Consider the following 12630-nt stretch of genomic DNA (forward strand, 5'->3'; position numbering starts at 1 on the left):
GCTCAGGATACAAAAACAGAAGGAAAGAGGATTTAACTATGGCCACCAAGAAACCCAAGGGATTGGGTCGCGGACTGGACGCCTTGCTTGGCGCGGACGCGCCTGCGATCGACAACATCGGCAAGGCCGTCGCGGCCAAGCCCGAGGGTCCGCCATCCACCTTGCCCATCTCGAAGATGCGCGCCGGCAAATATCAGCCGCGCACGCGCATGGACGAGGGCGCCCTGGGTGAGCTGGCCGAATCGATCCGCACGCAAGGCATCATGCAACCCATTCTGGTACGCGCGCTGGGCGAAACGGCGCCTGGCCATTACGAGATCATCGCGGGCGAACGCCGTTTTCGCGCGGCCCAATTGGCCGGCTTGAAAGAAGTGCCGGTGCTGGTGCGCGAAGTGGCCGACGAGAACGCGGCGGTCATGGCGCTGATCGAGAACATCCAGCGCGAAGACCTGAACCCGCTGGAAGAGGCGCATGGCGTGCGCCGCCTGCTGGACGAATTCGGGCTGACGCATGAACAGGCGGCTCAAGCCATCGGCCGCTCGCGCTCGGCCACCAGCAACCTGCTGCGCCTGTTGAACTTGGCGGCGCCTGTGCAGACGATGCTGTTGGCGGGCGACGTGGACATGGGCCACGCGCGCGCATTGCTGGCCGTGGACGCCGCCACGCAGATCCAACTGGCGAACCAGATCATCGCCCGCCGCCTGTCGGTGCGCGAGGCCGAAAAGCTGGTTGCCAAGACCGCCAAGGAAGCCGAATCGGCTGCATCGCCGCGCAAGAAGGCCAACGGCGTCTCGCGCGATCTGACGCGCCTGGAAGAGGCCTTGTCGGATCACCTGGGCACGCGCGTCGCCTTGAAGGTCGGCGCCAAGGAAAAAGGGCAGATCGTCATCGACTTCCATGGCTGGGAACACTTGAATTCGCTGCTTGAACGCCAAGGCCTGTCCGGAGTCGTGGATGCCTGATCTTGCGTTGCCGGTCATCGCCGTGCTGGCCACGGGCGGCACCATCGCCGGCGCTCAGGCCGACGCGACTTCCGCGGGCTACAAGGCCGGGTCGTTCTCCGTCAACGACCTGCTGGCCGCCGTGCCGCAACTGGCCCGCATCGCGGATATCCGCGCGGAACAGGTTGCCAATGTGGGCAGCCAGAACATGACGCATGCGGTCTGGCAGGCGCTGGCCGCGCGTGTCGATACGCTTTGCCAGGACGCCTCGGTGGCCGGCATCGTCATCACTCACGGCACCGACACGCTTGAAGAGACGGCGTACTTCCTGAGCCTGGTCAATCAGCACGACAAGCCCGTGGTGCTGGTGGGCGCCATGCGTCCGGCCACGGCCCTGGGCGCCGAGGGGCCGGCAAATCTGTACAACGCGGTCGCGCTTGCCCGCCACCCCGACGCACGCGGGCGCGGTCCGCTGGTCGTCATGAACGAAGACGTGCATTACGCCCGCGAGATCCAGAAGACCGCCAGCGCCGGCCTGTGCGCGTTCGCCTCGCCCAATCGCGGCCGGGCGGGCGTCATGCATGGTGGCGCGCCGTGCTTCTATTCCCGCAACACCACCGTGCATTCCAGCCAAAGCGAGTTTTCACTCGCATTATTGGAAAAGGCCGGTTGGCCTCGTGTGGATGTGGTCTATGCCCATGCCAATGTGCAGGCGGATCTGATCGATTTCGTGGCGGGCGTTGCCGACGGCATCGTGCTTGCCGGCGTGGGCGATGGCAATGCCACCGACCTGGCCATCGATGCCCTGAGCCGCGCCGCGGCCGATGGCGTGGCGGTGGTGCGCTCCAGCCGTACCGGCAGCGGCTTTGTCGCGCGCGATGTCGAACTGGATGATGGCCGCCTGGGCTTTATTGCCGCACGCGACCTGAACCCGCAGAAGGCGCGCATTCTCTTGATGCTGGCCTTGTCCGTCACGCGCGACCCTGCCGCAGTCCAGGCCATTTTCGACCGCTATTGAACCTGCTGCGGCGCTTGCGCCGCCGCATCGGCCTGCTGCGCCAAACCCAGATTGCTGCGCAGCATGTCATAGACCTGCCGCGTCAGCGGATTGATCAGGTCGCGCCTTATCCACAGGAAGTAGGTGACGTCCGGCAAGGGCGGCAGGCCTTCCTTTTCCCCCAGCACCCGCATCTCTGGACCTAACAGCTCCACGCTGCGCGCCGTCACGCCCAGGCCCGCGCGCAATGCTGCTTTGATTCCCACCAGATTCGGCGCCACGTAGTTGGTGTGCCAACGCACGCGCGCCTGTTCCAGCGCATTCAACGCCAGGCGGCGGAAGATGCTGGGCTCGTCGGCTAGTACCAGCGGGATCGGCGCGTGCGGATCGTGCAGATAGTCCGCGGACGCCAACCATACGGTAGGCGACGTGCGCAGCGCCACGCCTTCGAAATCCTGGTCAAACCGCGTCGAGATGGTCAGATCCAACTCGCCCGCGCGCAGAGCGTCCATCAGGAACGGGCTGCGGTCCACGCGGATCTCCAGCTTGACGCGGGGCGCCGAGCGCGCGATGTGCGTCAGCAATGTCGGCAGGATGGTGTCCGCCACGTCCAGCGGCGCACCCAGGCGCAAGTCGCCTTCCAGCGGGCCGTCTTGCAGGGCGCGCAGCGCTTCATCGTTGATGGCCAGCATATGGCGCGCATATTCCACCAGCCGCCGCCCATGCGATGACAGCACCTTGTTGCGGCCCTGCTTTTCAAACAAGGGCAGGCCGATCGTGGACTCCAGGCGCTGCATCTGCTGCGTGATGGCCGATTGCGTCTTGTGCAGCCGGTTGGCGGCCTCGGAAAACGTGTCGTGCTGGGCGATGGCGGTGAGGGTACGAAGCAGATCCAGATCGAGGTTGCGCATGGGATGCCTGAAGTATTAGCGATGCTAATGGAATGTTAAGGCAATTTAAATTGTTGGCGCAGCGACCCGGCGATACATTAAGTGCAATAACTCATGAAACAAGAGGGAAAGTCAACGTGAGCACTGCACATCCTCATCAGGCCGGCATCGAGGCCGCCATTGGAAATATTAAAAAAACTGTAGGAAATAAGGGGCTGAACCGCGACAGCCTCGCTGAAGTCCTGCAAGAGCTGGTCGGCCTGGCCGGACATACGGACTGGTGGAATGGTGAACGCTATGCGCCTCCCGAAGACGGCGAGCGCCAGGCCCGCTACCTGATCGCCGAAGACGACGACAAGAGCTATGCGCTGTACCTGAACGTCATGCGCCCGGGCAACAAGATCGTGCCGCACAACCACACCACCTGGGCCTGTATCGCGGCCGTGGAAGGCGTGGAATACAACTACGTCTATGACCGCCTGGATGATGGTTCCGTCCCGGGCGTGGGCCGTCTGGAAAAGACCGGCACCGTGGTCGTGGGGCCGGGCTCGGGCATCGCGCTGATGCCCGACGATATCCACGCGGTGGAAATCCAGGGTGACAGCGTCATCCGCCATTTGCACATGTACGGCCGCGCTCTGGAAACGCTGAACGAGCGCCTGGGTTTCGACCTGGAAGCGGGCACCTGCAAGGTCATGCCCATCGGCGTGAAAACGCGTCGCTGATCATGAAAAAGCCCTACCAGCCGGCAACGCGTCTGCTGCGCGCCGGGCGACCACATCACGGGTGGGTCAACACTCCCGTAACGCGCGCCAGCACCTACGTGTTCGACAGCGTCGCCGAGTGGCGCGACACGCGCGCGCGCCGCGAACAAGAGCGTCTGCCCTCCTATGGCGCGCGCGGCACCGATAGCACGCATGCGCTGGAGGACGCGCTGGTCGAACTGGAGCAGGGCCATCGCGCCGCGCTGTATCCCACCGGTCAGGCCGCCATCGCCATGGTGCTGCTGGCGTTCTTGCGCGCTGGCGATCATGTGTTGGTCACCGATGCGGTCTATGAACCCGTGCGCCGGTTTTGCGCCGAGCATCTGACCCGGCTGGGTATCGACTACACCTTCTACCGACCCGATGGCGTTGGCATCGAAGCGATGATGCGCCCCAATACGCGCATGATTTACGCCGAGGCGCCGGGCTCGCTGACGTACGAGATGCCGGACCTCCGCGACTTATCCACAGCTGCGCGAAAACACGATTGCTGGCTGGCTGTGGATAACACGTGGGCGTCGGGTTTGATATACAAACCGCTGACCTTGGGCGCCGATATTTCCGTGATGGCGGCCACCAAATATCTGGGCGGCCACGCCGATGTGATGATGGGCGCCGTGGTCACGAACTCACGCGCCTGGAGCACGCTGGAGCGCGCCAACATCGACTTCGGCCAGACGGTCGGCGCCGATGACGCGTTCCTGGTCTTGCGCGGCATGCGTTCGCTGCCGCTGCGCATGGCGCAACACGCCCGCAACGCGATGCAGGTTGCGACGTGGCTGCAAGCCCGCCCGGAAATCGCCCGCGTGCTGTGCCCCGCGCTGCCTGGTGACCCCTCGCACGCGATCTGGCGGCGCGATTGCACCGGCGCGAACGGCTTGCTGACCCTGGAACTGGACGGCGCGTTCAGCGCGGCCGACGCCGAGCGCCTGATCGACGCGCTGAACCTCTTCGGCATCGGCGCCTCGTGGGGCGGCTTTGAAAGCCTGGTCATCCCGGCAAAGCTCGACACACGCGCACTGCCGCAATCCACGCCACGGGGCGCCATGTTGCGCCTGCATATCGGCCTTGAAGACCCCGAAGATCTGATCGACGACCTTGAACAAGGACTGTCGGCCATGACCCAACATTCTCGCTCTCTCTGAATCCCATGATGCACCCGACCCCCGCTTCCCCTGTCGCCGATATCGACGCGCACACCCTCAAGCAATGGCTGCACGATGGCCACGAGATCGCGCTGCTGGACGTGCGCGAACATGGCCAGTATGGAGAGTCGCACTTGTTCTACGCGGCCCCGGTGCCTTATAGCCGTCTTGAGGTGGATATCGTGCGCCTGGCGCCTCGGCGCGATGCTCGCGTAGTGGTGTACGACAACGGCGGCGATGACGAGACGGCCGCCCGCGCCGGTCGCGCGCTGGCCAGCCTGGGCTACACGCAGGTGCACCGTCTGAAGGGCGGCATCGCGCAATGGCAACGCGACGGCTACGCCGCCTTTGCCGGCGTGAACGTGCCCAGCAAAACCTTTGGTGAACTGGCAGAAGAAGTTTTCCACACCCCACGTATCGGCGCGCAAGAACTGGCGGCGCGCCAGCAGCGCGGCGAAGACCTGATCGTGCTGGACGGCCGGCCATACGCCGAATACCAGAAGATGAGCATCCCCGGCGGCATCTGCTGCCCCAACGGAGAGCTGGCGCTGCGCGTGCACACGCTGGTCAAGGATCCGAAGACCACCATCGTGATCAACTGCGCCGGCCGCACGCGCAGCATCATCGGCGCGCAGACGCTGATCAACCTGGGCGTGCCCAATCCCGTCTATGCGCTGGAGAACGGCACGCAGGGCTGGTATCTGGAAGACCTGCAACTGGAACACGGCGCGCGCCGTCGCTATGAAGATGGTGTCGAGGCCGAAGCACTGCCGGCATTGGCCGAGCGCTCCGCGCAACTGGCCTTGCGCCACGGCGTGCCAATCGTCGACGCCACCACCGTGCAGCAATGGCTGCGCGACACCACGCGCACGACGTTCCTGTGCGACGTGCGCAGCGCCGAGGAATTCGCGCAGGGCTCGCTGCCTGGCGCGCAGCACGCGCCCGGCGGCCAGCTGGTGCAGGCGACGGACCAGTACCTGGCGGTGCGCGGCGCGCGCATCGTCGTGTTCGATGCAGAGGGCGTGCGTGCGCCCGTCACGGCCAGCTGGCTGCGTCAGATGGGTTGGGATGCCAGCGTGTTGAAAGAGGGCGCGCGCGCGATGTTGACGCCGGCCACGCCGCGCACGGACACGCCAGTCGTCCCGATGTTGTCCGACGCGCAACTGGCGGCCGCGTTGCAGGACGGTGCGCAAGCGATCGACATCCGTCCGGGCATGCGCTATCGCGCCGGGCATATCGCGGGGGCGCGCTGGTCTATCCGGCCGCGCCTTGACCGACTGGCGCTGGACCCCGCCCGCGCGGTCATCCTGCTGGCCGAGGACGCGGCGCTGGCCGCCTGGACCGCGCAGGACTTGCGGGCATCGGGCATCGTCGACATCAAGGTGAACACGGGCACGCCGGCCAGCTGGGCGGCGGCGGGCATCGCCCAGGAAGCCACCCCGAATGAGCCCGCCGACAGCGAGTGCATCGACTACCTGTTCTTCGTGCATGACCGCCACGACGGCAACAAGGCCGCGGCGCGGCAGTACCTGTCGTGGGAGACCAACCTGGTCAAGCAGATTGATGAACGTGAACTGGCGGGCTATCGCTTCGCCGTGCCCTGACGCGCCGACGTAAGGTCGCCCGCGACGGCACGCAGAGGCCGCGCGGCGCGAACAACACATCCAGATCGATCATTACGCCCCGGCGCTTGCCGCCGGGGTGCGGACGGTTCATGGCGAACCGAAATGAAGGGGACGGCCGAGTATCCGGCCGCCGACACAAGGGGAATACAGATGAAGCACCATGCATTGCACGTTCGCGCCACGGCCGCGTTGGCCGTCGCCGGTTTGATGTGGACGGCCACCGCGCCGGCCCAGGCGCAGGCGCTGAAGGCGCCGGCCGACTATCCCAAGCAGGCGATCACGGTGGTGTCGCCATTTCCGCCCGGGGGCGGCAACGACAACGTCGCTCGCCTGATTGCGCAGGAGCTGGGCGCCATCACGGGTCAGAGCGTCGTGGTCGAGAACCGCTCCGGCGCCGGAGGCAACGTGGGCACGGCGCAGGTGTCGCGCGCCAAACCCGACGGCTACACGCTGGTGATGTCGCAGACCAGTGTGATGGCGGTGAACCCGCGCCTGTACAAGAACGTGGGCTTTGACCCGGTCAAAGACTTCACGCCGATCTCGCAGATCACGTCCGCGCCGCTGGTGTTGGTGGCGCGCACGGAAAGCCCCTATAAGACGCTTGCCGACTATCTGGATGCCGCGCGCAAGCAGCCGGGCATCATCACCTACGCCACGCCGGGCAATGGCACGATGAGCCATCTGATGGGCGCGCTGGTATCCAAGAAGGCCGGCGTCAGCCTGGTGCACGTGCCTTATCGCGGCGCGGCGCCCGCCATCACCGATCTCATGGGCGGCACGGTCGACATGTTGATCACGTCGCCCGCCTCGGCCGAGCCGATGGTGGCCGCCGGCAAGCTGCGCATTCTGGCGTTGAGCCACGAAAACAGCATCGGCATATTCAAGGGCGCGCCAACGCTCAAACAAAGCGGACTGGATGGCATCACGGCGGACGACTGGTATGGCCTGTTCGCGCCGGCCGGCACGCCGCCCGAGCGCGTCGCCTATCTGGCCCAGGCCGTGGCGCAGGCGATGAAGTCGCCCAACGTGATCGCGAAAATCAATAGTGGCGGCAGCTGGCCCGTGGGCAGCCAACCGGATGCGTTCAAGACGCGCTTGCAGGAAGACACCGTGTACTGGGCCGACATGGTCAAGACGGCAGGCGTGTCGCTGGATTGACGCCTTTGTGCAGAGAAGAAAAAACAGGCGCTGCGGCGCCTGTTTTTTTGTGTCCGTCTGATTGCCCGCGTGGCAGATGCGGCCCCCGCAACCTAGGGAAAATACTGCACGCACAGGGCTGCAAATTCGCGGCAACGTGTCTAGACTCGGAAAAACCCTGAGAGCACGCCAGTGCGGTTTCCCTTGTCCCGCAAGCGGGGGCCGCGGCGTTTGCCCGCAGTCCAACGCAAGGCTTCAGCCACAAGGTGAACAAGCATGCATTCGCTAGGGGTAGCATCGGTGGAAGATGCGGAGCGGCTGGTCCAGGCCAGCGCGCTGTCGCATATCAAGGTGGGCCTGTCCGACGTCGACGGCGTCATGCTGGGCAAGTACCTGCGGCGCGACAAATTCCTGGGCGCTCTGCGTTCGGGTCTGGCATTTTGCGACGTGGTGCTGGGATGGGATCTAGACGACCAGCTCTACGACAACACCAAGTACACCGGCTGGCACACTGCCTACCCCGACGCGCAGATGCGCATCGTGCCGCAAACCGCGCGCCGGCTGCCGCTTGAACAAGGACCAAACGGCGAAGACATGCTGCTGTTCCTTGCGGAGTTCGAGGGGCAAGCCGCCGATATCTGCCCGCGGCGCCTGTTGCTCCGGACGCTGGACCGCGCGGCCGACATGGGATTCGAGGTCCACGCCGCGTTGGAATACGAGTTCTTCATGTTCCGCGAGACACCGCATTCGGTGCGCGCCAAGCATTACCGCAACATGGAAAACTGGACGCCGGGAAACTTCGGCTATTCCGTCCTGCGCAGTACGGTCGAAGGCGATTTCTACCGCAAGTTGCTGGACCTGTGCGAACGCATGGACATGCCCATCGAAGGACTGCACACCGAGACAGGGCCCGGCGTGCTGGAAGCCGCGCTGGCGGTTGACCTGGCCGAGCACGCGGCAGACAAGGCGTTTCTGTTCAAGACCTTCTGCAAAGCGCTCGCGCAGCAAAATGGCCTGATGGCGACGTTCATGGCCAAGTGGTCGCACGAACACCCCGGCCAGAGCGGACACATTCATTTGTCCTTGCGCGACCGCAAGAGCGGCCATTCGGCGTTCTACGACAAGTCGCAGCCGCACGGCATGAGCGCAACGCAGATTGCGTTCATGGCGGGCGTGCAGCGCTATCTGCCCGAATTCATGGTCTTGTATGCGCAAACCGTCAACAGTTATTCACGGCTGGTGCCGGGGTATTGGGCGCCGCTGGACGCCACCTGGGGCATGGAAAATCGCACGACCGCTTTGCGGTTGATTCCGGGCAGCGATAAATCGCAGCGGGTGGAGGTCCGGATCGGCTCGGCGGACGCCAATCCCTATCTGGCGCTGACCGCCGCGCTGGCCTCGGGGTTGTACGGCATCGAGCAGGGCCTGACGCCCGAGCCGATGGTGCAAGGCAACGCCTATACGCAGCAGTTTCCCGCCCATCTGCACCTGCCGACCACGTTGTGGGAAGCGGCGCAGCGGCTGCGCGCATCCGAGGCGGCGCGGCATCTTTTCGGCGACGCATTCGTCGAACACTACGCGGCGACGCGCGAATGGGAAGAACGGCAATTCCGGCGCCACGTCACGGACTGGGAGCTGGCCCGTTATTTCGAGATCATCTGATTCAGCAACCGCTTGCATAGGGCCACCATGACCGAGGAACTCATCACCATCAGTCCCATCGACGGGCGCGAGGTTGTGCGCCGCGCCTACGCCAGCGACGCGCAGATCGCCCGCGCGTTGGAACAGGCCCGGCGCGCGCAGCCGGCGTGGCAGGCGCTGGGCATCGCCGAGCGGGGGCGCATTGTGTCCCTGGCGGTGGATTGCTTTGTCGCGGCGCGCGAGGAGATTGCGCGCGCGATCACCATACAGATGGGCCGGCCCCTGCGGTACACGCCCGGCGAGGTGGCGGGCTTCGAATCCCGGGCGCGGCACATGATCGCGATTGCCGACGAAGCCCTGGCGCCGATCCGCGTGCCCGAGCAAGCGGGGTTCACTCGTTTCATCACGCGCGAACCCATTGGCGTCGCGCTGACCATCGCGCCGTGGAACTATCCGCTGCTGACGGCGGTGAACAGCATCGTGCCGGCGCTGATGGCGGGCAACACGGTCATCCTGAAACACTCCGACCAGACCCCGCTTTGCGCCGAGTTGATAGAAAGAGCGTTTCGCGACGCCGGCGCGCCCGTCGGCGTCTTCCAGTATCTGCACGCCAACCACGACACCGTACAGCGCCTGATCCGCGCGCCGGAGATCGGCTATGTCTCGTTCACCGGCTCGGTGCGCGGGGGACGCATCGTCGAGGAAAGCGCGGCGGGGCGGTTCATCGGTGTGGGCCTGGAGCTGGGGGGCAACGACCCGGCCTATGTCCGCGAGGATGCGAAGCTGGACCATGCGGTGGAATCGCTCGTCGATGGCGCGTTCTTCAATTCGGGGCAATCCTGCTGCGGGATCCAGCGCATTTACGTTGCGCGCGCGCACTTCGACGAATTCGTCGAACGCGCCGTCGCGTTGACGCATGACTATGTCCTGGGTAATCCGCTGCATGCCGACACCACGCTGGGACCGGTGGTGCGTACGCGCGCCGCAGCCGAAATCCGTGGCGTGATCGACGAGGCGATATCGGCGGGCGCACAAAACATGATTGATCCCTCGCGTTTCGATAAAGCGAGTGAAAGCTCGTGTTATGTCGCACCCGCTATCCTGACGCGAGTAAACCATCGCATGCGTGTCATGAACGAAGAGTGCTTCGGTCCGGTCGTGGGCATCATGCCGGTCGACGGCGACGATGACGCGGTGGCGTTGATGAACGACAGCCCCTACGGACTGACCGCGGCAGTCTATACGCAGGACCAGGACGCCGCGCTGGCGCTGGGCAGGCGGGTTCAGACCGGTACGTTCTTCATGAATCGTTGTGACTACCTGGACCCGGCCCTGGCCTGGACTGGTGTGAAGAATACGGGGCGGGGCGTGTCGCTGTCGGTGGTCGGCTACGAGCAGCTTACCCAGGCCAAATCTTTCCATCTGCGTAGCGTTTGAACCGACGTTCATCAGGAATCAAATCATGACCGTGCCCAGCGTCAATTGGAATTACCCCACCGCGATCAAGGCCGGACCTGGCCGTATCAAGGAGCTGCCCGAATGGTGCCGCGAGCTGGGGATGAGCCGTCCGCTTCTTGTCACCGATCCTGGCCTGGCGGCGCTGCCCATGGTGACCGAGGCCGTGCGCGCCTGCAGTCAGGCGGGGCTGGCGTGCAAGGTCTTTCATCAGATCAAGGGCAATCCCACGGGCCGCAACGTAGAGGACGGCGTCGCGGCCTATCTGCAAGGCGGCCATGATGGCGTCATCGCGTTCGGGGGCGGGTCGGCATTGGATGCGGCCAAGGCAATTGCGTTGATGGTGGGGCAGGACCGGCCCTTGTGGGACTTCGAGGACGTCGGCGACAACTACCTGCGCGTGAACGTAGCCGGCATGGCGCCTGTCGTGGCAGTGCCCACGACGGCGGGAACGGGTTCAGAGGTAGGCCGCGCGTCGGTCATTACCGATGAGGCGGCGCAGATCAAACGCATCATCTTCCACGCACGCATGCTGCCCGCCATCGTGATTCTGGACGCTGAATTGACGGTCGGTTTGCCACCGCACATCACCGCCGCCACCGGTATGGATGCGCTGTCGCACAACCTTGAGGCGTATTGCTCGCCGTTCTTTCACCCGATGGCGGCTGGGATCGCGCTTGAAGGCATGCGCATCATCAAGGAATACCTGCCGCAGGCCGTGGCGGACGGAACGGACCTGCAAGCGCGCCAACAGATGCTGGTGGCGTCCACAATGGGCGCCACGGCTTTCCAACGCGGGCTGGGCGCGATGCACGCGCTGGCGCATCCGCTGGGCGCACTTTACGACGCTCATCACGGCATGCTCAACGCGATCCTGATGCCGTACGTGCTCAAAGCCAACCAACATGCGGTGGCGCCCCGCTTGCAGGCACTGGCGCGCTACCTGGACCTGCCGGATTCGGGGCCAGGTGCGGTGCTGGACTGGGTGCTGCGGCTGCGCGAGGCGGTGGGAATTCCCCATACGCTTGCCGAAATCGGTATCGACGAGGCGCAAGCCGAGCGGGTAGGGCGCATGGCCAGCGTCGATCCGTCAGGGGGAACCAACCCGGTGAATTTCACGGCGGACGACTATTCGCAACTTTTGCGTGCATCAATTCGCGGAAACCTGTAAGCTTCGCCCCCTCTGCGCAGAAACGCGAGTGGCCGAACAAAAGATTTGAATATTTTCATCCGAAACGTTTGACACCGGATTCGAAAGTGTTCATAATCTCAAGTTCTCCGCTGGAGGGGTGCCCGAGTGGTTAAAGGGGGCAGACTGTAAATCTGTTGGCCTTGCGCCTACATTGGTTCGAATCCAATCTCCTCCACCAGAGACCCAACTCTAAATCCAGGCGATGTCTGCCTGGATTTTAAAATTAGGCCTAGGGAACTGGGCGGCCTTCGCAAAGAAGGTTGTAAGGTTCCCCAGGCCTTGATTTTGAGGGTTTGGGAAATGAGATGGTGAATGGGTATGCCGCGGGTGTAGCTCAATGGTAGAGCAGAAGCCTTCCAAGCTTACGACGAGGGTTCGATTCCCTTCACCCGCTCCAAGATTTTTAAATGCCCATGTGGCTCAGTGGTAGAGCACTCCCTTGGTAAGGGAGAGGTCGCGCGTTCGATCCGCGCCATGGGCACCACAAATTTCCAAGTTCTTTTCTTCAGTCTGAAGCGCAATCCAGGTCAGGAGTCAGCCATGGCAAAAGGCAAGTTTGAACGTACCAAGCCGCACGTGAACGTGGGTACGATTGGTCACGTTGACCACGGCAAAACGACGTTGACGGCAGCTATCACGACCGTTCTGTCGAACAAGTTCGGTGGCGAAGCCAAGGGCTACGACCAGATCGATGCGACTCCTGAAGAAAAGGCTCGCGGCATCACGATCAACACCGCTCACGTCGAGTACGAAACCGAAGCGCGTCACTACGCTCACGTTGACTGCCCGGGCCACGCTGACTATGTGAAGAACATGATCACGGGCGCGGCGCAAATGGACGGT

11 protein-coding genes and 3 tRNA genes are annotated in these 12630 nt (G+C 64.1%); 13 read left to right on the forward strand and 1 reads right to left on the reverse strand.

Translation table 11 applies throughout. The features are described from left to right. The first annotated feature begins 38 nt into the window (after window positions 1-38). Both API01S_RS22985 and API01S_RS22990 read left to right on the forward strand, forming a co-directional pair. The gene (locus API01S_RS22985) at window positions 39-962 is read left to right on the forward strand and encodes a ParB/RepB/Spo0J family partition protein (protein ID WP_006216590.1); all 924 of its coding nucleotides are present in this window, start codon (window positions 39-41) and stop codon (window positions 960-962) included. Further along, window positions 955-1959: an asparaginase gene (locus tag API01S_RS22990; protein WP_006216588.1), complete on the forward strand. Its 1005-nt coding sequence runs from the start codon at window positions 955-957 to the stop codon at window positions 1957-1959. Before API01S_RS22985 ends, API01S_RS22990 begins: the two co-directional genes overlap by 8 nt. Here the strand turns inward: API01S_RS22990 and API01S_RS22995 are convergent. Beyond that, the gene (locus API01S_RS22995; protein ID WP_006216587.1) at window positions 1953-2849 is read right to left on the reverse strand and encodes a LysR substrate-binding domain-containing protein; all 897 of its coding nucleotides are present in this window, start codon (window positions 2847-2849) and stop codon (window positions 1953-1955) included. The two genes, API01S_RS22990 and API01S_RS22995, sit on opposite strands and share 7 nt — an antisense overlap. A gap of 116 nt (window positions 2850-2965) precedes the next feature. On the opposite strand from API01S_RS22995, the gene API01S_RS23000 reads away from it, so the two are divergent. From API01S_RS23000 to API01S_RS23050, 11 genes are all read left to right on the forward strand, one after another. Next, complete coding sequence (locus tag API01S_RS23000) at window positions 2966-3553, forward strand: cysteine dioxygenase family protein (protein WP_006216586.1); 588 nt, start codon at window positions 2966-2968, stop codon at window positions 3551-3553. Between the two features lie 2 nt (window positions 3554-3555). After that, window positions 3556-4737 carry a cystathionine beta-lyase gene (gene metC, locus API01S_RS23005; protein ID WP_006216585.1) on the forward strand — a complete coding sequence of 394 codons (1182 nt, stop codon included), beginning with the start codon at window positions 3556-3558 and terminating at the stop codon, window positions 4735-4737. Between the two features lie 5 nt (window positions 4738-4742). Then, window positions 4743-6341 (forward strand): rhodanese-like domain-containing protein, encoded by a 1599-nt coding sequence (locus tag API01S_RS23010; RefSeq protein WP_156487157.1) that lies wholly within the window; start codon window positions 4743-4745, stop codon window positions 6339-6341. A gap of 171 nt (window positions 6342-6512) precedes the next feature. Continuing rightward, entirely contained in the window at window positions 6513-7520 is a 1008-nt protein-coding gene (locus API01S_RS23015) for a Bug family tripartite tricarboxylate transporter substrate binding protein (protein ID WP_061306210.1), read from the forward strand. Window positions 7521-7775: 255 nt separating this feature from the next. Next, a complete protein-coding gene (locus API01S_RS23020) occupies window positions 7776-9161 on the forward strand; it encodes a glutamine synthetase family protein (protein ID WP_061306211.1) in 1386 nt (461 codons plus the stop codon). 27 nt (window positions 9162-9188) lie between these two features. Then, a complete protein-coding gene (locus API01S_RS23025; protein ID WP_061306212.1) occupies window positions 9189-10577 on the forward strand; it encodes an aldehyde dehydrogenase family protein in 1389 nt (462 codons plus the stop codon). Window positions 10578-10602: 25 nt separating this feature from the next. After that, window positions 10603-11766: an iron-containing alcohol dehydrogenase gene (locus tag API01S_RS23030; RefSeq protein WP_050728370.1), complete on the forward strand. Its 1164-nt coding sequence runs from the start codon at window positions 10603-10605 to the stop codon at window positions 11764-11766. 112 nt (window positions 11767-11878) lie between these two features. Further along, window positions 11879-11965, forward strand: a tRNA-Tyr gene (locus API01S_RS23035). 145 nt (window positions 11966-12110) lie between these two features. Continuing rightward, a tRNA-Gly gene (locus API01S_RS23040) sits at window positions 12111-12184 on the forward strand. Between the two features lie 12 nt (window positions 12185-12196). After that, window positions 12197-12271 (forward strand) — tRNA-Thr (locus tag API01S_RS23045). 56 nt (window positions 12272-12327) lie between these two features. Next, on the forward strand, window positions 12328-12630 hold a 303-nt coding region (locus tag API01S_RS23050; protein ID WP_255221307.1), incomplete at its 3' end, for a GTP-binding protein.

The organism is Achromobacter piechaudii NBRC 102461 (assembly GCF_001571245.1).
GTDB classification, from domain to species: Bacteria; Pseudomonadota; Gammaproteobacteria; order Burkholderiales; family Burkholderiaceae_B; genus Achromobacter; species Achromobacter piechaudii.

Excerpts from the sequence above, each read along its gene's own strand:
- API01S_RS23020 (WP_061306211.1), top strand. The coding sequence starts at position 7,776 with ATGCATTCGCTAGGGGTAGCATCGGTGGAAGATGCGGAGCGGCTGGTC.
- API01S_RS23025 (WP_061306212.1), top strand. The coding sequence starts at position 9,189 with ATGACCGAGGAACTCATCACCATCAGTCCCATCGACGGGCGCGAGGTT.
- API01S_RS23010 (WP_156487157.1), top strand. The coding sequence starts at position 4,743 with ATGATGCACCCGACCCCCGCTTCCCCTGTCGCCGATATCGACGCGCAC.
- API01S_RS22995 (WP_006216587.1), bottom strand. The coding sequence starts at position 2,849 with ATGCGCAACCTCGATCTGGATCTGCTTCGTACCCTCACCGCCATCGCC.
- metC (WP_006216585.1), top strand. The coding sequence starts at position 3,556 with ATGAAAAAGCCCTACCAGCCGGCAACGCGTCTGCTGCGCGCCGGGCGA.
- API01S_RS23015 (WP_061306210.1), top strand. The coding sequence starts at position 6,513 with ATGAAGCACCATGCATTGCACGTTCGCGCCACGGCCGCGTTGGCCGTC.
- API01S_RS22990 (WP_006216588.1), top strand. The coding sequence starts at position 955 with ATGCCTGATCTTGCGTTGCCGGTCATCGCCGTGCTGGCCACGGGCGGC.
- API01S_RS22985 (WP_006216590.1), top strand. The coding sequence starts at position 39 with ATGGCCACCAAGAAACCCAAGGGATTGGGTCGCGGACTGGACGCCTTG.
- API01S_RS23030 (WP_050728370.1), top strand. The coding sequence starts at position 10,603 with ATGACCGTGCCCAGCGTCAATTGGAATTACCCCACCGCGATCAAGGCC.